The sequence below is a fragment of the Nonomuraea corallina genome, assembly GCF_027620315.1.
GTDB classification, from domain to species: Bacteria; Actinomycetota; Actinomycetes; order Streptosporangiales; family Streptosporangiaceae; genus Nonomuraea; species Nonomuraea corallina.
In genome coordinates this window covers 14,642-32,956 of the sequence record NZ_JAPNNL010000013.1, presented here as the reverse complement: position 1 = coordinate 32,956, position 18,315 = coordinate 14,642, and the positions used below count along the sequence as shown (strand labels likewise).

Sequence of the window (18,315 nt, the reverse complement as noted above, 5' to 3'; positions counted from 1 at the left end):
GCGGTGGAGACCCCGCTGCGCTGGCTGGACCGTCCGGGCGGGACGGCGACCGGGGTGACCTGGGGGGTCCCGTGGCCGCGCGGCACCGTCGCTCCCGGCGTCCCCTTCGCGCTGACCGGACCCGGCGGCGGGGAGGTGCCCGTGCAGAGCTGGGTGACGGCCACCTGGCCGGACGGCTCGGTCAAATGGTCCGCGCACGCCATCGGCCCCGGCCCGGGGGACGGGAGCGCGTACCGGCTCGTACCGGGAAAGGAGCCCGCGGCGGCGCGCGTGCCCGTCACCGTCGCCCGTGAGGGCGGCCTGATCCGGGTGAGCACCGGACCCGTCACCTGGACGATCGAGGAGGAAGGGGACACCCTGCTGCGCTCCGCCCGGCGCGACGGCCGGGAGATCCTGCGCGACGTGCGCCTGGTCAGCCTGCGCCAGGACGGCCCCACCCCCGACGAGGGCGGCGCCGTCCGGAGAGAGAGCGCCACGGGACGGGTCGAGCGGGCCGTGGCCGAGCAGGACGGGCCGGTGCGCGCCGTGATCAGGCTGACCGGCCGGCACGGCGACCGGCTGCCGTTCACCGTCCGCCTGTACTTCTACGCGGGCGCCGAGGACGTGCGGATCGTGCACACCTTCGTCTGGGACGGCGATCCGGGCCGGGACTTCCTCGCCGGGCTGGGGCTGCGCGCCGGCGTGGTGATGCGGGACGAGCCGCACGACCGGCACGTCCGGCTGGCCGGCCGCGACGGCTTCCTCACCGAGGCCGTGCGCGGGCTGACCGGCCTGCGCCGCGACCCCGGAGAGCCGGCCCGGCGCGCCCAGGTCGAGGGACGGCCGGTGGGCGCGATCGGCGACCCGGAGGTCGCCGGCCGCCTCCACCTCGTCCCCGTCTGGAACGACTACACCCTCGACCAGAACTCCGCCGACGGCTACCTGCTACGCAAGCGCACCGCCGAGGGCCACGCCTGGGTGACGGTCCCGTCCGGCACCCGTTCCGCCGGGTACGGCTATGTCGGCGGTCCCGGCGGCGGGCTCGGCTTCGGCCTGCGCGACTTCTGGCGCCTGCACCCGACCAGGCTCGACGTCCGCGACGCCGCCACGGCCACCGCCACCGTCACCGTCTGGCTCTGGTCCCCGTCCGCGCCCGCCATGGACCTGCGCTTCTGGCACGACGGCCTGGGCCAGGACACCTTCGCCGAGCAGCTCGAAGGACTGGAGATCACGTACGAGGACCACGAGCCGGGCTTCGGCGACCCGCACGGCGTCGCCCGCACCCACGAGCTGACCCTGCGCGCGTACGCGGCCACGCCCGCGCACCCGGAGCTGGCCGCGCACGCGGCCGCGATGAACGAGCCCCCGCTGCTGGTCGCGAGCCCCGAGCGGATCAGGGCTGCCGGGGTGTTCGGCGACTGGGCGCCGCCCGACCGCGCCACCCCGGCCCGCGCCGCGATCGAGGACCGCCTGGACTTCCTGTTCGACCTGTACGTCCGCGAGCGCGAGCAGCGCCGCTGGTACGGGTTCTGGGACTACGGCGACGTCATGCACACCTACGACGCCGACCGGCGCACCTGGCGCTACGACGTCGGCGGCTACGCCTGGGACAACTCCGAGCTGTCGCCCGACCTGTGGCTGTGGTACCAGTTCCTGCGCACCGGGCGGGCCGAGGTGTTCCGCTTCGCCGAGGCCATGAGCCGGCACACCGGCGAGGTCGACGTCCACCACCTGGGCCGGTGGAAGGGCCTGGGCAGCCGGCACAACGTGCAGCACTGGGGGTGCAGCTGCAAACAGTTGCGGATCTCGAACGCCGCCTACCGCCGCGTCTTCTACTACCTGACCGCCGACGAGCGCACCGGCGACCTGCTCGACGAGGTGGCCGCCGCCGAGGAGGCGTACGCGGACCTGGACCCGCTGCGCAAGGTGCGCCGGGACGAGCGCCCGCCCGGCCGGCAGGCGGTGCCGATCGGGCTCGGCGCCGACTGGGGCGCGCTGGCCGCCGCCTGGCTGACCCGCTGGGAGCGGCACGGCGACGAACGGGCCAGGGACAAGCTGCTGGGCACCATGGCCGGCATCGGCGCGCTGCCCCGCGGGTTCTTCACCGGCGAGGCCCTCCTCGACCTGGGCACGGGCCGGTTCGACACCTCCAGGGACGCGGTCGCCGTCTCGCACCTGTCGGCCGTCTTCGGCCTGCCCGAGATCTGCTCGGAGCTGCTCGCGCTCGGCCTGGACGTGCCCGGCTTCGAACGGGCCTGGCTCGACTACTGCCGCCTCTACCTCGCCCCGCCCGAGCGGCAGGCGGCCGAGCTGGGCGGCCCGCTGAGCGGGATCTCGCTGATCCAGGCGCACAGCCGCCTGCCCGCCTACGCCGCCGCCCGCCTGGGCGACGCCGGCCTGGCCGCGCTGGCCTGGCGCGCGTTCTTCCGCGACGAGGGCGACCAGCTCAACACCAACCCGTTGCAGCGCGAGCCGGAGTGGCGGCTGACCCGGGTCGAGGGGCCGCACGTGCCGGCGGCGATCTGGGACGCGCCGTTCGTGAGCACCAACGACGCCGCCCAGTACGGCCTGGCCGCGATCCAGAACCTGGCCCTGATCGCCGCCCACCTGCCGGAGGAGTGACGGAATCGGAGCGGGGCCGCCCGGCGTTCTGCTGTGCGCGACGCGTTACGCAGAGGTGGAACCGCAGGCGCGGGCTCTACACTGATCGGTATGCACACTCCCGATTGACCGGCGTCGCACGCCCTCATCCCTCGTTTCCCTAGCACGGGAGTGCTTCGCCGAACATGATCATCGCTACTGACATCGAACTGCGTGCGGGCTCGCGGCTCCTCATCGAGAACGCCTCCTTCCGGGTCAACCCCGGCGACAAGATAGGGCTCGTCGGCCGCAACGGCGCGGGCAAGACGACGCTCACCAAGGTGCTGGCCGGGGAGGGCCTGCCCGCCGGCGGCACCGTCACCCGCACCGGCAGCGTCGGCTACCTGCCGCAGGACCCCCGCACGGGCGATCTGGAGGTGCTGGCCCGCGACCGCGTGCTGTCGGCCAGGGGCCTGGACGAGGTCCTGCGCAAGCTGCGCGAGGCCGAGCTCGGCATGTCCTCCGCCGACGAGCGCACCCGCGAGAAGGCGGTCCGGCAGTACGGCCGTCTTGAGGACCAGATGCACGTGCTCGGCGGCTACGCCGCGGAGTCGGAGGCGGCCTCCATCGCCTCCAGTCTCGGCCTGCCCGACCGGGTGCTCGGCCAGCCGCTGAAAACGCTCTCCGGCGGCCAGCGCCGCCGGGTGGAATTGGCGAGAATTCTTTTCAGCGGCGCGGAAACTCTCCTTCTGGACGAGCCGACAAACCACCTAGATGCGGACTCAATCGGGTGGCTTCGTGATTTTTTGCGATCCCATCAGGGCGGCTTGGTGATCATCAGCCACGACGTCCAGCTTCTTGAAGCCACGGTCAACAAGGTGCTCCACCTGGACGCCAACCGGTGCGTCATCGATCACTACAACGTCGGCTGGAAGGCCTATCTCGCCCAGCGCGAGACCGACGAGAAGCGCCGCAAGCGTGAGCGCGCCAACGCCGAGAAGCAGGCCGGGGCGCTCCTGGCCCAGGCCGACAAGATGCGCGCCAAGGCCACCAAGGCGAAGGCCGCGCAGGACATGATGCGCCGCGCGCACCGCCTGCTGTCCTCGACCGAGGAGGAGCGGGTGAGCGACAAGGTCGCCCGGCTGCGCTTCCCCGAGCCCCAGCCGTGCGGGCGCACCCCGCTGGTCGCCGAGGGCCTGTCCAAGTCCTACGGCTCCCTGGAGGTCTTCACCGACGTCGACGTGGCCATCGACCGAGGTCACCGGGTGGTCATCCTGGGCCTCAACGGCGCCGGCAAGACCACGCTGCTGCGGCTGCTGGGCGGTCTGGAGCGGCCCGACACCGGAGCGATCCGGCCCGGCCACGGCCTGAAGGTCGGCTATTACGCCCAGGAGCACGAGACGCTCGACAGTGACAGGACCGTCCTGGAGAACATGCGTTCGGCGGGCGGCACGTTCACCGACACCGAGCTGCGCAAGGTCCTCGGCTCGTTCCTGTTCTCCGGCGACGACGTCGACAAGCCCGCCGGAGTGCTCTCCGGAGGCGAGAAGACCCGTCTCGCGCTGGCCACTCTGGTGCTCTCCAGCGCCAATGTGCTGCTGCTCGACGAGCCGACCAACAACCTCGATCCGGTAAGCCGGGAGCAGGTTCTCAACGCTCTGAGGTCGTATTCAGGAGCGATCGTCCTGGTGACCCATGACGAGGGTGCCGTTGACGCCCTGTCACCAGATAGGGTGATCTTGCTGCCAGACGGAACTGAAGACGCGTGGAGCGAGGAATTTTCCGATCTTGTGGCACTTGCCTGATCTTAATTTGGGTGGGTACGGATCTTTTCCCGTGGAGTAGGTAGCCGATCCCGCTGAAATGACTGATCATGGCGGAGTAACGCTGCGGAAGTCCGGCACTACAGGAGGTACTCGTGGCCGAGACACTGAAGAAGGGCACCCGGGTGACGGGGGCCGATCGCGAGAAACTGGCCGGCGACCTGAAGAAGCGCTATGCCGCGGGCGAGAGCATTCGCGCCCTGGCCGCTTCGACCGGCCGGTCCTACGGGTTCATCCACCGCATCCTCAGCGAGTCCGGCGTGACTCTGCGCGGACGTGGTGGGGCGACCCGGGGCAAGTCCAAGCGCTGACGGCCGCCTCGGAACGTGCGACCGCAGCCGCCCGTCCCTAGACAGCCAGCCGTCGCGCCCGGGCCAGAATGTGATTCTGTAGGCTCGGGCGCGACGGTTCAGCGAGAAGGGCAGCGGTGATGGCGGACGCGAAGGCGCGACAGCGTGGGGGGTACGCGGAGGAGATTTCCGCCGAAGAACTGGCGGAGATCGGCCTGCGCTTCGAGGTGGACGGTGAGATAGCCACGGTCACCCTGAACCGGCCGGAGAAGCGGAACGCGCAGACGCTCGCGACCTGGTCGGCTCTGGCGCGGATCGGCGCCGGCTTGCCGGAGCAGGTGCGCGTGGTCGTGGTGAAAGGTGAGGGACCGTCCTTCTCGGCAGGCATCGACCTGCGGATGTTCACGAAAGAGGGAGTGCCGGGGCAGGGCTCGTTCGGTTCGGCGAGCGGGCGGGAAGAAAGCTCGATCATGGAGCTGGTCGACCAGGCTCAGCAGGGTTTCCTGTGGCTGCGCCGCCCCGAGATCGTCTCCATCGCGGCCGTGCGGGGACACGCGGTCGGCGCGGGATTCCAGCTCGCGCTCGCCTGCGACCTGCGGATCGTGGCCGACGACGTCAAGTTCTGCATGAAAGAGCCCGCACTCGGGCTGGTGCCCGATCTGACCGGCACCAAGCCCCTGGTGGAGCTGGTGGGCCTGGCCAAGGCGACAGACATCTGCCTGACGGCCAGGAACGTGGAAGCCGAGGAGGCCTTCCGCATCGGCCTGGCCGAGCAGGTGGTCGCCGGGGGCGACCTCGACGAGGCCGTGGCCGGCAAGGTCGCCCAGCTGCTGTCGACCAACCGGGAGGCGGCGGCCGCGACCAAGCGACTCCTTCAGGGCGCGTCCGGGCGCACCCTGGAGGAGCAGAGAGCCGCAGAGGGTGCCGAGCAGGCCAAACGCCTCAAAGCTCTCTTCGACGCCCAGTCCTGACCGGGCCGGATTTCGCCAGGAGCTGATGAGGGAATCGATGGACGGCGCGGCGGCGCTTTGCTGGGGGAGCGAAGGGATTTCCCCTAGATGGCGATGATGGGCGGGGGCTTCGGCCCCCACGTGTGGGCCTCGCTGCGGCGCGACGGCTCGGTGACCAAACAGCGGCTCGCGCCCGGCACCGTACGGCGGATCGCCGGCTACGCGCTGCCCTACCGCAGGCAGATCGCGGCGTTCCTGCTGCTCGTCGTGGCGGGCGCGGTCATCGTGGTGGCCAACCCGCTGCTGATGAAGGCCATCATCGACGACGGCATCCTGGCCCAGCGGACCGGCGTGGTGATCGGCCTGGCGGTGGCGATCGCCGTGCTGGCGCTCGTCGACGCCGGGCTGACGCTGGTGCAGCGCTGGTTCTCCAGCCGCATCGGGGAAGGGCTCATCTACGACCTGCGCACCGAGGTGTTCGACCACGTGCAGCGGATGCCGGTGGCGTTCTTCACCCGTGCCCAGACCGGGGCGCTGGTCTCGCGGCTCAACACCGACGTGATCGGCGCCCAGCGGGCGCTGACCAGCACGCTGTCGTCCGTGGTGTCCAACGTGGTCAGCCTCGTCCTGGTGCTGGGCGCCATGCTGGTGCTGTCGTGGCAGGTGACGCTGATCGCCCTGGTGCTCCTGCCGATCTTCATCGTCCCGGCCAAGTGGGTCGGCCGCCGGATGTCCGCGCTGACCCGCGAGCAGATGCAGCTCGACGCGGAGATGAGCAGCGTCACGACGGAGCGTTTCAACGTGGCCGGCGCCATGGTGGCCAAGCTCTACGGCCGACCCGAGGACGACGCCGCGGTGTTCGGCGAGCGGGCCGCCCGGGTGCGCGACATCGGCGTCCGCGTCGGCATGTACGGCACCGTGTTCCGGGTGGCGCTCGGCCTGGTCGCCGCCCTGGCCACCGCTCTGGTGTACGGGATCGGCGGCGTGCTGGCCGTGTCCGACGTCTTCGAGCTGGGCACGCTCGTCGCCCTGGCCGCGCTGCTCATGCGCCTGTACGGGCCGCTCACGTCGCTGTCGAACGTGCACGTCGACGTCATGACGGCCCTGGTCAGCTTCGACCGGGTCTTCGAGATCCTGGACCTCAAGCCGATGGTGGCCGAGCGGCCGGACGCCCGGCCGGTGCCCGAGGGCCCGGTCACCGTCGAGTTCGACGACGTGCGCTTCCGCTACCCGTCGGCCGAGGAGGTGTCGCTGGCGTCCCTGGAGTCGGTCGCCAAGGCGGACACCGGCCCCTCCCCGCAGGTGCTCGACGGCGTGAGCTTCACCGCCGCGCCCGGCAGGCTCATCGCCCTGGTCGGCCACTCGGGCGCGGGCAAGACCACGATCACCTCGCTGGTCTCCCGGCTCTACGACGTCACGGGCGGGGCCGTCCGGATCAACGGGCTGGACGTGCGCGAGGCCACGCTCGCCTCGCTGCGCGACACCGTGGGCGTGGTCATGCAGGACCCCCACCTGTTCCACGACACGATCGGGGCCAACCTGCGCTACGCCCGCCCCGGCGCCACCGAGGAGGAGATGTGGGCGGCGCTGCGGGCCGCCCAGATCGGCGAGCTGGTCGAGGCGCTGCCCGACGGGCTGGAGACCGTGGTCGGCGAGCGCGGCTACCGGCTGTCCGGCGGCGAGAAGCAGCGCCTGGCGCTGGCCCGGCTGCTGCTCAAGGCGCCGCGCGTGGTGATTCTCGACGAGGCGACCGCCCACCTGGACTCGGAGTCGGAGGCGGCCGTGCAGCAGGCGCTCAAGACCGCGCTGGCGGGCCGCACCTCGCTGGTGATCGCGCACCGGCTCTCCACGATCAGGGAGGCCGACGAGATCCTCGTCGTGCACGCCGGCCGCGTCGCCGAGCGCGGCCGGCACGAGGAACTGCTCAGCCGCGGCGGCCTGTACGCCGAGCTCTACCGCACCCAGTTCAGCTCGTCAGGTAGCCCAGCCGCGTGAGCTCCTGGCGGGCCACCTTCTCCACGAGTTCGGCGTCGGCCGCGCGCAGCCGGGCCCGCCAGCCGCCCACCTCGGGCGGCTGCGGTCCGTACAGGGCGACCTTCGGCACCCGCGTCTTGAGGAACTCCGAAAGCCTGGCGGCCTCCTGCGCCGGCCGCCGCGCGAGGTCCTCGTACCGGACCGTGATGAGCTGGGCCTCCGGCAGCTCCTGGCGCAGCGCCGCGTTCAGCCGGACCGCGCTGCGCCAGCGCAGCGCGCTCTTGCCGGCCACCGGCATGGTCTTCCAGCGGTCGCGGTGCTCGTCGCGGTTGACGCCGAGGAAGGCGTTGGGGAACTCGGTGTCCTCCGGCAGCATCACCGGCTTGAACCAGGCCAGGCAGGCCGGGTCGCCGAGCATGTCGGCGACGACGTCGCGGCCGTCGCGGATGAGCTGCACGAACCGGGCGTCGGGGAAGGCGCGCAGCAGCACCGGAGCCGCGTAGAGCAGGTCGGGGCTGGCGTCGCCGAACCTGGTCACCTCGCCGGCCGCCACGCACGGGCCGGTGCTGGTCACCCCGCCCGCCTCGCGGCAGGAGTCCGAGCACAGCCCGCACGAGCCGTCGAGGAGCTGCCACGATTCGGCCAGCGCGTCGCGCAGCACCCGCACCGCGCCCGAGGTGCCGCCGATCGAGGGCCGGCGGGCGAAGGCGTACACGACGTGCGCCACGCACGCGCGGCCCGTCGTCAGGTGGAACCCCGGGGACCGCTTGAGGGCGCGGGCCAGAAGGTCCGTGCCCGAGTGCGGGGCGCCGACCAGGAAGACCGGCCTGCGGACCTTGATGCCGTTGACCACGAGGATGTGGGGCGGAAGTCGCATACGAGAGGTAAGTGTGACACCGTTTTCCGGGTGATAGAGACAACCGGATTCTTGCATCCCGGCACCACCGCCGCCGTCGTCGCACCCTCGGGCCCGGTGGACGCCGCCCTGCTCAGGCGGGGGATCGAGCGCCTGGAGGAGCGCGGCGTCAAAGTGGTCGTCGGGCCGCACGCCCTCGACCGCCAGGACCTGCCCTATCTGGCCGGCGAGGACGCGGCCCGGGCGGCCGACCTGCAGGCGGCGTGGTGCGATCCGGCGGTGTCGGTGGTGTTCTGCGCCAGGGGCGGTTACGGCGCCTCCCGGCTGCTGGGACTGCTCGACTGGGACGCCATGCGGGCCGCCGGCCGGAAGGTGCTCGTGGGCTCCAGCGACGTCACCGCGCTGCACCAGGCGTTCGCGGTGGAGCTGGGCGTGCCCACCCTGCACGGGCCGATGCCCGGCAACGTGCTGCTGGGCGGCGAGCACGGGCCCGGCGCGGGGCCAGAGCCGGTCACCTGGGATCAGCTGTGGGCGGCGCTGTCCGGCTCTCCCGTGACGGTCACGGGCGATCGGGTGCTGGCGCCGGGCCGGGCCGAAGGGGTGCTGACCGGAGGTAACCTGTCGCTGCTGGCCGCGCTGTGCGGCACGCCTTACCGGCCCTCGTTCGACGGCGGGATCGCCTTCCTGGAGGACATCGGCGAGGAGCCCTACCGCGTCGACCGGATGCTCACCCAGCTCCTGCAGGCGGGGGCGTTCGCCGGGGTGCGGGGGATCGCGCTGGGGTCCTGGGTCGACTGCGGGGACCCCTACCCGGTGCTCCGCGACCGGCTGGAGCCGCTCGGGGTGCCGATCGTCGCGGGGCTGCCCGTGGGACATGGATCACCCCAGATGAGCGTATGGCTTGGGGCTCTTGGGGCTATTGATACCGAATCGTGCTCCCTGACGGGCCCGTACTGGAACGAGGAGCGGGCAAGGTAGGACTGGAAAGGGACGAAACCGACAGAAGGGACACGGGTGCGTGCCATTCTCCGACCGTGACCGGGAGCCCGCACACCGATCGGTCGAGGACGTGGACCTCGACTCGCTGCTGGCGCTCGTCAGCGAGTCCCTCGGCTACACCTGCGCGTTCGCGGCCGACGGTGCGTCCCTGACCATGCGCGGACCGCGGGAGATCCGGGTCAGGCTGGCCGGGCTGCGCAGAGAGGCGGGCCGCCGGGCCCGCGAGGACTGGCCGACCCTGGTCTCCGAGCACCTGGCGCACGCCGTCGCCGGCGGCCCGCTCGACTACTGCGACCTGGAACAGGTCCGGCCGCTGCTGGCCACCCGCGTGGAGGCGGCGGACGAGGTGGCCGACCCGACCCGGATGGTCGGCCGCCACCTCAACGGCGACCTGCTGGAGCTGCTCACCGTCGGCGACCGCCCGGTGCGGCCCGAGGAGTCCGGCTGCTGGCCGGTGCCCGCCGCGCGGGCGCTGGAGCTGGCCGTGTCCAACGTGCGGCGCGGCCAGCGGCTGACGGTCGAGTCCATCGAGCTGTCCGGCACCCGGGTCACCCGGCTCACCGCGGGCGCCCCGGCCGCCGCCACCCACCTGCGCTGGCTGGAGGACTATCTGCCGGTGCCGGCCGACGGCGTGCTCGTCGTGCTGCCCGACCCGTACACCATGCTCGTCCACCCCGTCGACGGCATCGGGGTGGTGCGCGCGATCGAACGGCTGCGCGTGCACGCGGCCCGCACCGGCGGGCTCAGCTCCCAGGTCTACTGGTGGCACGAGGGCCGGCTCGCGCTCATCAAGGCCGACATCGAGCTGCGGCAGGGCCAGACGAGGCTGGTCGTGGCCCCGCCGCCCGAGTTCGCGAAGGTGCTGGCCAGGCTGGCCGTGTAGGTCAGGTCAGATGAGCTTCGACAGCGCGCGCGCCGCGTGCACCAGCGGGACGTGCGAGAACGCCTGCGGGAAGTTGCCGACCAGCCTGCCGTAGCGCGGGTCGTACTCCTCGGCCAGCAGTCCGACGTCGTTGCGCAGCCCGAGCAGCCGGTCGAACAGCTCGACCGCCTCCTCCTTGCGCCCCTGCATCGCCATGACCTCGACCAGCCAGAAGCTGCACGCCAGGAACGCGCCCTCGCCGCCGGGCAGCCCGTCGACGTCGTTGGCGTCGGCCACCGGGTAACGCAGCACGAAGCCGTCGGCCATCAGCTCCCTCTCGATGGCCGCGACCGTGCCGGTCACCCGGGGGTCGTCGATCGGCAGGAACCCGAGCATGGGCATGAGCAGCAGCGCCGCGTCCAGCTCGTGGGAGCCGTAGGACTGGGTGAAGGTGTTGCGGCGCCGGTCGAAGCCCTTGTCGCAGATCTCGGCGTGGATCTTGTCGCGCATCGCGCGCCACCGGTCGGCCGGGCCGGTGCGGCCGAACCGCTCGACGTACTTGACCCCCCGGTCCATCGCCACCCAGCACATCATCTTGGAGTGCACGAAGTGGCGCCGCGGCCCGCGCACCTCCCACAGGCCCTCGTCGGGCTCGTCCCAGTGCTCCTCGACGTAGTCGAGCAGATGCCGCTGGATCGACCAGGCCCGCTCGTCGGGGGTCAGGCCGGAGATGCGGGCGAGGTAGAGGCAGTTCATCACCTCGCCGTACACGTCGAGCTGGAGCTGGTCCACGGCCTGGTTGCCGATCCGGACCGGGCGCGAGTGCTCGTAGCCGTCCAGCCAGTCGAGCTCCAGCTCCGGCAGCCGGCGCTCGCCCGCGACCCCGTACATGATCTGCAGGTCCTGCGGCCGGCCCGCGATCGCGCGCAGCAGCCACGCCCGCCACGCGGCGGCCTCCTCCAGGTAGCCGGAGCCGATCAGCGCGTCCAGGGTCAAGGTGGCGTCGCGCAGCCAGCAGAAGCGGTAGTCCCAGTTGCGCACGCCGCCGAGGTCCTCGGGCAGGGAGGTGGTCGGGGCCGCGACGATGCCGCCCGTCGGGGAGTACGTGAGCGCCTTGAGGGTGATCAGCGAGCGGGTCACGGCCTCGCGCCACGGGCCGTCGTAGGTGCAGGTGCGGACCCAGTCGTGCCACATGGCCTCGGTCTGGACGAGCTGCTCGTCCCACTGGATCTGGGGCGGCATCGGCTCGTGGGACGGGTGCCAGGTGAACACGAACGGCAGCCGGTCGCCCGCCTTCACCTCGAAGGTCGCCACGTGCGCGTAGTCGCCGCCGCGCAGCGGGACCGGGGAGTGCAGCCAGGCGGCGTCGGGCCCGCCGACGGCCTGCAGATGGCCGCCGGTGCGGCGCATCCACGGCACGATCCGGCCGTAGTCGAAGCGGACCCGCAGCTGGGTGGACATCTCGACGGTGCCGGAGACGCCCTCCACGATGCGGACCACGTCGGGGTTGACGTCACGCGGCGGCATGAAGTCGATCACCCGGACGGTCCCGGTCGGGGTGTCCCACTCGCTCTCCAGGATCAACGTGTCGGGCCGGTAGCGGCGCCTGTCGGCGGGCCGGCGGCCCACGGGGCCGAGCCACCAGTGCCCGTTGCGGTCGTCGCCGAGCAGGCCGGCGAAGCAGGCGGGGGAGTCGAACCGGGGCAGGCAGAGCCAGTCGATGGAGCCGTCCCTGCCGACCAGTGCCGCCGACTGCATGTCTCCGATGAGCGCGTAGTCCTCGATCCGCATGGCTCGACCCTAGCCTCAATCCAGCGGGAACCAGCGGGTGAAAAGTTGCGTGAGCGGGCCGATGGCGAGGGCGAAGGCGAGCGTGCCGAGCCCCGCCGTCCCGCCGAGCAGCCATCCCGCGGCCAGGACGGTGATCTCGATGAGGAAGCGGCTCAGGCGCACCGACAGCCCGAGCCGGATCAGGCCGGTCATGACGCCGTCGCGCGGGCCCGCGCCCATCCCGGCGCCGATGTACAGGACGGTGGCCAGCGCGATGGACGTCACCGCGAGCGCGACGTAGAGCCAGCTGAGGACCGGGTGCCCGGACGGGGGCAGCAGGTGGAGGGCGACGTCGGCGAAGACGCCGACGAAGACGACGTTGCTGATCGTGCCGAAGCCGGGCCGCTGCCGCAGCGGGATCCAGAACAGCATGACCAGCGCGCCCACGATGATGATCATCGTGCCGATGGACAGGCCGGTGCGCAGCGCGGCCCCCTGGTGGAAGACGTCCCAGGGGCCGTTGCCGAGACCCGACCGGATCTGCAGGCCGATGCCCGCGCCGTAGAGCGCCAGGCCGCCGTAGAGGCGGACCAGGCGGACGGGCAGGGAACCGGCGTGCGTGATGGTTGCTTGGCTCATGATGAGGATCACCGTGGCACACGGGAGTCTGGCCAATACAGGGCCAATCGTGGAAAGTGGCCTTATGAGGTACCTCTCCGCCGGTCAGCTGGCCCGGCTCGTCGACGTCAGCCCGCAGGCCTGGCCCTACTACCGGGCGCTCGCCGACGCGATGCGCGAGGCTGTCATGGGCGGGCAGATCCCGGTCCGGGTGCGCATGCCGGCCGAACGCCACCTGGCCCAGACCCTCGGCGTCAGCCGCACCACCGTGACGGCCGCGTACGACGTGCTGCGCGAGCGCGGCTTCCTGGAGAGCAGGCGCGGCTCGGGGAGCTGGACCGCGCTGCCCGACCCGGCCGCCACCGCCGACAACCCGTGGCTCGCCGTCGACGGCGACGGCCTCATCCAGTTGCACGCCGCCGCCCCGCCCGCGCCGTCCGCGCTGCGCGCCGCCATGCTGGAAGCCGTCGACGAGGCGCCCAGGTACGGCATGGGCAACGGCTACCACCCGCTCGGCCTGCCCGTCCTGCGCGAGCGGATCGCCGCCCGCTACACCGAGCGCGGCCTGGCCACCCGCCCCGAGCAGATCCTCGTCACCACCGGCTCCCAGCAGGCCATCGAGATCGCGTTCGGCGTGTGCGTCCGGCCGGGTGACGCCGTGCTCGTGGAATCGCCCACCTACCCGCACGCCGTCGACTCCGCCCGGCGGCACGGCGCCCGCCTGGTGTCCGTCGGCGTCTCCGCCGGCGGCTGGCACGAGGACCTGGTCTCCAGCGCGATGCGGCAGGCCGGCGCCCGGCTCGCCTACCTGATGCCCGACTTCCAGAACCCGACCGGCGCGCTCATGGACGACGGCACCCGCGCCGCCGTCGCCGCCGCGGCCCGCCGGGCCGGCACCGTCCTGCTCGTCGACGAGACCTGGTCGGAGCTGGCGCTGGAGGAGACGCCGCGCACCGCGCCGATGGCCGCGTTCGGCGCCGACGGCGACGTGATCAGCATCGGCTCGGCGTCCAAGCTGTGGTGGGGCGGGCTGCGCATCGGCTGGATCCGCGCCTCGGCCGCGCTGGCCCGCCGGATGGCGCTGCACCGGGCCTCGATCGACATCGCCAGCCCGGTGCTGGAGCAGCTCGTCGTGGCCGCGCTGTTCGACCGGCTGGCCGAGACCGCGGCCGAGCGCCGCCGCGGCCTGCTCCTGTCGCGCGACACGCTCGCGGCCGCGCTGCGCGAACTGCTGCCGGCGTGGGAGTGGACCGCGCCGCGCGGCGGCGGCACGCTGTGGATCCGGCTCGACTCCGGCTCGGCCGTCGCCCTCGCCGAGGCCGCCGCCTGTCACGGGGTACGGATCGCGCCCGGCCCCTGGTTCGGCCTGGAGGGGACGCTGGACGGCTATCTGCGGCTGCCCTTCACCCAGCCGCCCCAGGTGCTGCGGGAGGCGGTCAGGCGCCTGGAGAGGGCCCGGCGCGTGGGCCGCACCGGCGCGGTCAGGGTGCCCGACGCGCTCAGCCCCATGGTGTGAGCCTCACTCGCCGACGCCCCGGGCCAGGGGAGCGCGCCAGTTCAGCCGCATCGCGGCCAGGCGCAGCCCGAAGGCCAGCACCGCCGCGCCCAGCGCCGCCGGCCAGCCGTGCAGGCCGGCCCACCACATCCCGGCCATCGCCGCCGAGCCGACCAGGGCCGGCACCGCGTACAGCTGCCTGTCGTACAGCAGGGTGGGGATCTCGCCCGCCAGCAGGTCGCGCAGGATGCCGCCGCCCACGGCGGTGGTGGCCCCGAGCAGGGTGGCGTGCAACGGGCTGAGGCCGTACTCCAGCGCCTTGACGGTCCCGACGGCGCAGAACAGGCCGAGCCCCGCGGCGTCCAGCACCAGGATGACCGGCATCACCCGGGTCACGTGCGGATGCCAGAAGAACACCACCGCGGTCGCCGCCACCGGCACCAGCACGTAGCCCAGGCTCTGGAAGGCCACGGGGGAGACGTTCAGCACCAGGTCGCGCATGATGCCGCCGCCGAGCGCGGTGATCTCGGCCAGCACCGCCATGCCGATCACGTCCAGGCGCTTGCGCACCCCCATGAGGGCGCCGGTCAGCGCGAAGACGAAGATGCCCGCGAGGTCGAAGAGTTCTGCCACGCGGCACTGTCTACCGGATGGGCGGCGCGGCGGGCGTACGGTGCTCCGACATCATCGCGCGCAGCCTGCCGGAGAAGGCGAACAGCGCCAGCCCCGCGACGACCGCCATCGCGGCCAGCAGCAGGTAGTAGGCCGGTTCGGACATCACCTGGCCGAGCCGCCCGGTCTGGCCGCCCACCGCGTCGCCCACCGACACCGCGATGAACCACACGCCCAGCATCTGCCCCTTGAACGCCACCGGCGCCAGCTTGGTCGTCACCGACAGCCCCACCGGGCTGAGCGCCAGCTCGCCGAAGACCTGCACCAGGTAGACCAGCACCAGCCACCACACCGACACCCGGCCGCTCTGCGCCAGGTTGGCCGCCACCGCCATGATCACGAAGCTCAGCCCGACCATCACCAGCGCGAAGGCGAACTTCTGCGCCGTGCTCACCCGGTTGCCGAGCTTCACCCAGAGCGCGGCGAACACCGGCACGAAGATCATGATGAACAGCGGGTTGAACGACTGGGTGGTGGCCGCCTGGATCGGGATGCCGAACAGCGACAGGTCGGTGTTGTTCTCGGCGAAGAACAGCAGCTTGCTGGGCGCCAGGTCGTAGATCATCCAGAAGATCGCGGCGGCGGCGAACAGCCAGATGTAGGCCTTCATCCGGGTCCGCTCGTCCTCGGTCAGCCCGTGCGCCCCCAGCATGATGTACGCGAAGTAGACGATCGGCACCGCCACGATCACCACCGTCATCACCGCGGTGAACCGGCCGAGCGTGAACGTGCCCGTCGCCGCCCAGAGACCCAGGGCGATCGCCGCCGCGGCCGCGCCCGCCCCGGCCAGCAGCCCGAACCGGCGCAGCTCGCGCGCGGGCAGCGGCATGCCCGGCCGTTCGCCGACGCCGCGCAGGCTGCTCCGGCCGCCGATCACGTACTGCAGCAGGCCGAGCGCCATGCCCACGGCCGCGGCGCCGAAGCCGAGGTGCCACCGGTCGCCGGAGGCCAGCCAGCCGACCACGATCGGCGCGAAGAACGCGCCCAGGTTGATGCCCAGGTAGAACAGCGAGAACCCGGCGTCGCGGCGGGCGTCGTCCTCCTCGGGGTACAGCTTGCCCACCATGACCGAGATGTTCGGCTTGAGCAGCCCGGTGCCCGCGATGATCAGCAGGAGGCCCAGCCAGACGAAGGCCGGAGAGGTCACCGGGATCGCCATGCTGATATGGCCGCACATGATGACGAACCCGCCCCAGAACACCGACCGGCGGGGGCCCAGGATGCGGTCGGCGACCCACCCGCCCGGCAGCGCCACCAGGTAGATCAGCGCGCCGTAGATGCCGATCACGGCCTGCGCGGTCTCCTCTGACAGGCCCAGCCCCTGGTCGGCCGGGGAGGCGACCATGAACGACGCCAGGATGGCGCGCAGGCCGTACCAGCTGAACCGCTCCCACATCTCGGTCCCGAACAGCGTCGCCAGACCCCACGGATGACCGAAGAACGTCTTGCCGCCGTTACTCATCCGAGCCCTTTCCGGTCGCGCCGCGCATGTGCGTCATCACTGTACGTGACGATCGTTCGAGGCTCTTGCCGCTGACCACGGCTTGTGGTGCGATGCATCCCAGTTGCGCAAGTGATTACTGACTGGAGGCGGATGCCATGGCCGACGTCCTGGAGGTGCGCGCCGAGATCGAGCGATCGATCACCGGGCTCACCCTGTGCGAGCAGCTGAGGAAGGCCGCCGAACAGTATCCTGACGCCCCCGCCTACTCCGACCCGGACGGCGACGGGTGGAGCACCCTGACCTACGGCCAGGCCCGGCAGCGGGTGCTGGAGATCGCGGCCGGCTTCGCCGCCCTGGGGCTGGAGCCCGGCGACGCGGTGGCGCTGATGATGGTCAACCGGAGTGAGCACGTGCTCGCCGACCTCGGCGCCGTGCACGCGGGCGGCGTGGGCTGCACCATCTACGGCACGTTCGCGCCCGACCAGATCGCCTTCGTCGCCGGCGACGTGGCCGCCAAGGTGGCGGTGATCGGCGGGCCCGAGGAGCTGGCCCGCTGGGAGCCCGTGCTGGACCGGCTGCCCGGCCTGCGCACGATCATCATGCTGGAGGGCGCGCCGGGCGGCGACCGCTTCATGGCCTGGCAGGACTTCCTCGACCTGGGCCGGTCCCGGCTGGAGGCCGACCCGGCCGCCGTCGACGCCCGCTGGCAGGCCGTCTCCGCCGACGACCCCGTCACGGTCCTCTACACCTCGGGCACGACCGGGCAGCCGAAGGGCGTCCCGCTCACCCACGCCAACGTGTTCTACGAGGTGGCCTGCACCGACCGGCTGGCCGACCTGCCCGTCCAGGGCACCCAGATCTCCTATCTGACCTACGCGCACATCGCCGAGCGGGTTCTCAGCCTCTACCTGCCGCTGGTCAAGATCTCCCACGTGTACTTCTGCACCGACCTGGCCAACCTCGGCGCCACGCTCGGTCAGGTGCGGCCGGTGCTGTTCTTCGGCGTGCCGCGGGTGTGGGAGAAGATGATGGCCCGGCTGGTCGCGGTCCTGTCCACGCAGCCGGAGGAGCAGCAACAGGCCGTGCGCCAGGCCATGGCCGCCGGCGTCGCCTGGGTGGAGGCGGGACAGTACGGCCACACCATGACGCCGGAGATCGAGGCGGCGTACGAGAAGGCGGACGGCTCCCTGCTGTCGATCGTGCGCGGCATGATCGGGTTCGACCGCGCCCAGTGGACCGCCACCGGCGCCGCGCCGCTCGCCGGCGAGGTGCAGCGCTTCTTCGCCGGACTCGGGCTGAAGGTCATCGACGTGTACGGCATGACCGAGACGACCGGGGCGTTCACCGGCAACGCCCCAGGCGCCTACCGCCTGGGCACCGTCGGCCAGGCCGAGCCGGGCGTCGAGGTGCGCATCGCCGAGGACGGCGAGATCCTCACCCGCAGCCCGCTCAACACCCGGGGCTACCTCAACCGGCCCGAGGCCACCGCCGAGCTCATCGACGCCGACGGCTGGGTCCATACCGGTGACATCGGCAGTGTCGACGAGGACGGCTTCTACCGGGTGGTCGACCGCAAGAAGGAGCTGATCATCACGGCCGGCGGCGAGAACATCTCGCCGGCCGAGATCGAGAACCACCTCAAGGAGCACCCGCTGATCGGCCAGGCCCTCGCCTACGGCGACCGCCGGCCCTACCCGGTGGCCGTCCTCACCCTCGACGGGGAGATCGCCCCCGGCTGGGCCCAGTCGCGCGGCATCGCCTACGAGACGCTGGCCGAGCTGGCCGAGCACCCTGAGGTGCTCAAGGAGGTCGGCGGCGCCGTCGAGGCGGCCAACGCCAAGCTGGCGCGGGTGCAGCAGGTCAAGAAGTGGGCGCTGCTGGGCACCGAGTGGACGCCCGAGAGCCAGGAGCTGACGCCCAGCCTCAAGCTCAAGCGGCGGGTGGTGCACAGCAAGTACGCCGACCTGATCGAGGGCCTGTACACCGACTGAGCGCGGCTTTGC

The 18,315-nt window shown here is 72.1% G+C and carries 14 protein-coding genes; 9 read left to right on the top strand and 5 right to left on the bottom strand.

The window, feature by feature from the left end; translation table 11 throughout:
• The first annotated feature begins 3 nt into the window (after window positions 1-3).
• The 5 genes from OUY22_RS05630 (at window position 4) to OUY22_RS05610 (ending at window position 7,617) form a co-directional block, all read left to right on the top strand.
• Entirely contained in the window at window positions 4-2,601 is a 2,598-nt protein-coding gene (locus OUY22_RS05630) for an exo-rhamnogalacturonan lyase family protein (protein WP_270153682.1), read from the top strand.
• 164 nt (window positions 2,602-2,765) lie between these two features.
• Window positions 2,766-4,364: a ribosomal protection-like ABC-F family protein gene (abc-f, locus tag OUY22_RS05625; protein ID WP_270153681.1), complete on the top strand. Its 1,599-nt coding sequence runs from the start codon at window positions 2,766-2,768 to the stop codon at window positions 4,362-4,364.
• 113 nt (window positions 4,365-4,477) lie between these two features.
• The gene (locus tag OUY22_RS05620; RefSeq protein WP_020547488.1) at window positions 4,478-4,693 is read left to right on the top strand and encodes a helix-turn-helix domain-containing protein; all 216 of its coding nucleotides are present in this window, start codon (window positions 4,478-4,480) and stop codon (window positions 4,691-4,693) included.
• Window positions 4,694-4,812: 119 nt separating this feature from the next.
• Window positions 4,813-5,643 (top strand): enoyl-CoA hydratase/isomerase family protein, encoded by an 831-nt coding sequence (locus OUY22_RS05615; protein ID WP_270153680.1) that lies wholly within the window; start codon window positions 4,813-4,815, stop codon window positions 5,641-5,643.
• Between the two features lie 87 nt (window positions 5,644-5,730).
• Window positions 5,731-7,617: an ABC transporter ATP-binding protein gene (locus tag OUY22_RS05610; protein WP_270153679.1), complete on the top strand. Its 1,887-nt coding sequence runs from the start codon at window positions 5,731-5,733 to the stop codon at window positions 7,615-7,617.
• Here OUY22_RS05610 and OUY22_RS05605 read toward each other — a convergent pair.
• Window positions 7,589-8,473, bottom strand: coding sequence for a sulfotransferase (locus OUY22_RS05605; protein ID WP_270153678.1), 885 nt, complete (start codon window positions 8,471-8,473; stop codon window positions 7,589-7,591). The genes OUY22_RS05610 and OUY22_RS05605 overlap by 29 nt on opposite strands.
• Window positions 8,474-8,524: 51 nt before the next feature.
• Here OUY22_RS05605 and OUY22_RS05600 point away from each other — a divergent pair, with 51 nt between their 5' ends.
• Window positions 8,525-9,430 carry a S66 peptidase family protein gene (locus tag OUY22_RS05600; protein WP_270153677.1) on the top strand — a complete coding sequence of 302 codons (906 nt, stop codon included), beginning with the start codon at window positions 8,525-8,527 and terminating at the stop codon, window positions 9,428-9,430.
• A gap of 40 nt (window positions 9,431-9,470) precedes the next feature.
• A complete protein-coding gene (locus tag OUY22_RS05595) occupies window positions 9,471-10,334 on the top strand; it encodes a hypothetical protein (RefSeq protein WP_270153676.1) in 864 nt (287 codons plus the stop codon).
• Window positions 10,335-10,340: 6 nt separating this feature from the next.
• Here OUY22_RS05595 and OUY22_RS05590 read toward each other — a convergent pair whose 3' ends face one another.
• Both OUY22_RS05590 and yczE read right to left on the bottom strand, forming a co-directional pair.
• On the bottom strand, window positions 10,341-12,104 hold the full coding sequence (locus OUY22_RS05590; protein ID WP_270153674.1) for a glycoside hydrolase family 15 protein: 1,764 nt from the start codon (window positions 12,102-12,104) through the stop codon (window positions 10,341-10,343).
• A 15-nt stretch (window positions 12,105-12,119) separates the two neighbouring features.
• Window positions 12,120-12,722, bottom strand: coding sequence for a membrane protein YczE (gene yczE, locus OUY22_RS05585; RefSeq protein WP_270153673.1), 603 nt, complete (start codon window positions 12,720-12,722; stop codon window positions 12,120-12,122).
• Between the two features lie 64 nt (window positions 12,723-12,786).
• On the opposite strand from yczE, the gene yczR reads away from it, so the two are divergent.
• A complete protein-coding gene (yczR, locus tag OUY22_RS05580; protein WP_270153672.1) occupies window positions 12,787-14,217 on the top strand; it encodes a MocR-like transcription factor YczR in 1,431 nt (476 codons plus the stop codon).
• Window positions 14,218-14,220: 3 nt separating this feature from the next.
• Here the strand turns inward: yczR and OUY22_RS05575 are convergent, their stop codons facing one another.
• Both OUY22_RS05575 and OUY22_RS05570 read right to left on the bottom strand, forming a co-directional pair.
• On the bottom strand, window positions 14,221-14,829 hold the full coding sequence (locus OUY22_RS05575) for a trimeric intracellular cation channel family protein (protein WP_270153671.1): 609 nt from the start codon (window positions 14,827-14,829) through the stop codon (window positions 14,221-14,223).
• Between the two features lie 10 nt (window positions 14,830-14,839).
• A complete protein-coding gene (locus OUY22_RS05570) occupies window positions 14,840-16,330 on the bottom strand; it encodes a peptide MFS transporter (RefSeq protein WP_270153670.1) in 1,491 nt (496 codons plus the stop codon).
• Window positions 16,331-16,467: 137 nt separating this feature from the next.
• Here OUY22_RS05570 and OUY22_RS05565 point away from each other — a divergent pair, with 137 nt between their 5' ends.
• Window positions 16,468-18,303, top strand: coding sequence for an AMP-dependent synthetase/ligase (locus OUY22_RS05565; RefSeq protein ID WP_270153669.1), 1,836 nt, complete (start codon window positions 16,468-16,470; stop codon window positions 18,301-18,303).
• Window positions 18,304-18,315: the final 12 nt, after the last annotated feature.

Coding starts and splice junctions, on each gene's coding strand:
- OUY22_RS05590 (WP_270153674.1), bottom strand. CDS start 12,104: ATGCGGATCGAGGACTACGCGCTCATCGGAGACATGCAGTCGGCGGCA.
- OUY22_RS05570 (WP_270153670.1), bottom strand. CDS start 16,330: ATGAGTAACGGCGGCAAGACGTTCTTCGGTCATCCGTGGGGTCTGGCG.
- OUY22_RS05565 (WP_270153669.1), top strand. CDS start 16,468: ATGGCCGACGTCCTGGAGGTGCGCGCCGAGATCGAGCGATCGATCACC.
- yczR (WP_270153672.1), top strand. CDS start 12,787: ATGAGGTACCTCTCCGCCGGTCAGCTGGCCCGGCTCGTCGACGTCAGC.
- OUY22_RS05605 (WP_270153678.1), bottom strand. CDS start 8,473: ATGCGACTTCCGCCCCACATCCTCGTGGTCAACGGCATCAAGGTCCGC.
- OUY22_RS05615 (WP_270153680.1), top strand. CDS start 4,813: ATGGCGGACGCGAAGGCGCGACAGCGTGGGGGGTACGCGGAGGAGATT.
- abc-f (WP_270153681.1), top strand. CDS start 2,766: ATGATCATCGCTACTGACATCGAACTGCGTGCGGGCTCGCGGCTCCTC.
- OUY22_RS05610 (WP_270153679.1), top strand. CDS start 5,731: ATGGCGATGATGGGCGGGGGCTTCGGCCCCCACGTGTGGGCCTCGCTG.
- yczE (WP_270153673.1), bottom strand. CDS start 12,722: ATGAGCCAAGCAACCATCACGCACGCCGGTTCCCTGCCCGTCCGCCTG.